Source organism: uncultured Campylobacter sp. (assembly GCF_937890585.1).
Taxonomy (GTDB): Bacteria; Campylobacterota; Campylobacteria; order Campylobacterales; family Campylobacteraceae; genus Campylobacter_A.
Window position 1 is genome coordinate 1 of the sequence record NZ_CALACG010000032.1, and the last position, 1,757, is coordinate 1,757.

Consider the following 1,757-nt stretch of genomic DNA (forward strand, 5'->3'; position numbering starts at 1 on the left):
TGTATTAATACCTGCCTATCAGATTAATTTTTATATATTTGTGCATATTAGTATTATATTCCTAGATATTTCAGGACAACCAAAGACTAGCAATTATAGAGCTAGCAAGTTAAAAAGATATAGGCTTGAGTTTGAGAATTGTTTGGCTCTATATTAGGTATTTTTCGCTGCACTCTTACTAACATCATCTACCTTCCATTCAAAAATCCTCGTGGCAATAGTTATTTCTTAGCATTTTTAAGTTATCGCTATTTATTTTATTTCGCTTTGCTATCTCTTCAAATTTATCTCTTGCCATTAGCATATCTGCTATGATTTCTTTAAACTCGTTGTCATTTATATCAAATTTTGATTTTATCTCGTAAAAAAGCTGGATTGATGGCAAGCTTTGAAAATCCACAAAATTTAAAGCATGGTTTTGTTTTGAGTAGATTATAGGTGTTGGTGTTATATCAAATGCAGGGGATAAATTCCAGCCTTTTGTTTTTTCATCATATAGCACGCCATGATTTCTTAGGTGATCGTCCGTGTTGCCAAATAAGCCGTTAAAAACCATACGTCGAAAAAGCTCTTTTTTGTTCTTGCTATCAAGCACGCTAGCTAGATCGCAGTAACTCTTATCGTTGCTTTCATCGCCATCTCTAACCCCAAGCAAGGTCATAGCCGACTTATAGGGTATTCTTTTATCGCCGTTTCTGTCAAATCTTTTGACAAGTAAAGCCGTGCCTTTTACCGTTTCAAAAAGTTCGCTTTGACATACGTTTATTTTTGCAACACTGGCAACATCTAACATAGTCTTTTCACTACGAGAAATTTGCCTATATTCATCCTTTATGGACGGAAATTTGACTATGTAAAGCTCATTGTCTTTTAATACGCTTGCCTTTGGTCTAGCACCGCCCAAACTGCCGCTAGGAGCAAGTAAATTTTTAATATCACTTTCTAAACTCTCGCCACGCTCAATTCTTTGTGATGATATGCAAAGATCGCTAATGTGAGTTAGTTTTGGAATATCGTTAGTAGTAGATACAAATTCGTTCTCTTTTTCTATTCTAAGTGAGCCTATACGAAAATAGTCACTTACTCCTAGCATATACTCACTCTCTGTAAGTTCGCTACCAGCTTTTCGTTTTTGGATTAATCGCCCCCATCTATCTGGGCTTATATCGCAAAACGCGCCCCATAGATTTTTAGATACAAACTGGGTGGTTTGCAGTGGTAAATTTGGATCTATCTCAAAGCCATTTTTTAACCACTCTTCATCATATTCAAAATAATATGTTTCATTTCTGCCTACAGCATATACTTTTAAAAATCCCACAAGAACATCGTTGCTATAAATTTTTAAAGTATCGCTCATAATTGTGTCCTGTAATTTTATAAGAAATCTGTGAGTATAATATATTTTTTTAGCTTATGTTTTATTTTTTTTGTATTCGAAAAAGAGTATGATCATAAAAACAAAATAAAAGCAAACTTTTACCTTATACTTTTATTTTTTAAATTATACTTATAAAAAAATCCAAAAATTTGCAAGATAAAATCGTTTGGATTTTTTTAATAAACATCCCCTCTACTGCCGACCCTTAAAACAAGAATTATAAGCTCATTTTCTTTCTTTTCGTAAATAACCCTATATGTTCTAAGCCGCAACCGATAACAACCCTCTAAACTACCCTTAAGCCTTTTGATATTTCCGTTTTTTAACAAAATTCTTTCTTGATCTTCGGAAAAATTTTCTATAAAATCATTTAAAG

General features: G+C 32.9%; 2 protein-coding genes. Both read right to left on the bottom strand.

Going from position 1 to position 1,757, the window contains the following annotated elements:
- Window positions 1-199 precede the first annotated feature (199 nt).
- Entirely contained in the window at window positions 200-1,360 is a 1,161-nt protein-coding gene (locus Q0296_RS00820; RefSeq protein WP_298035682.1) for a type II toxin-antitoxin system HipA family toxin, read from the bottom strand.
- Window positions 1,361-1,557: 197 nt separating this feature from the next.
- A partial coding sequence (locus Q0296_RS00825) for a type II toxin-antitoxin system RelE/ParE family toxin (RefSeq protein ID WP_298035683.1) occupies window positions 1,558-1,757 on the bottom strand: 200 nt, incomplete at its 5' end.

Excerpts from the sequence above, each read along its gene's own strand:
- Q0296_RS00820 (WP_298035682.1), bottom strand. The coding sequence starts at position 1,360 with ATGAGCGATACTTTAAAAATTTATAGCAACGATGTTCTTGTGGGATTT.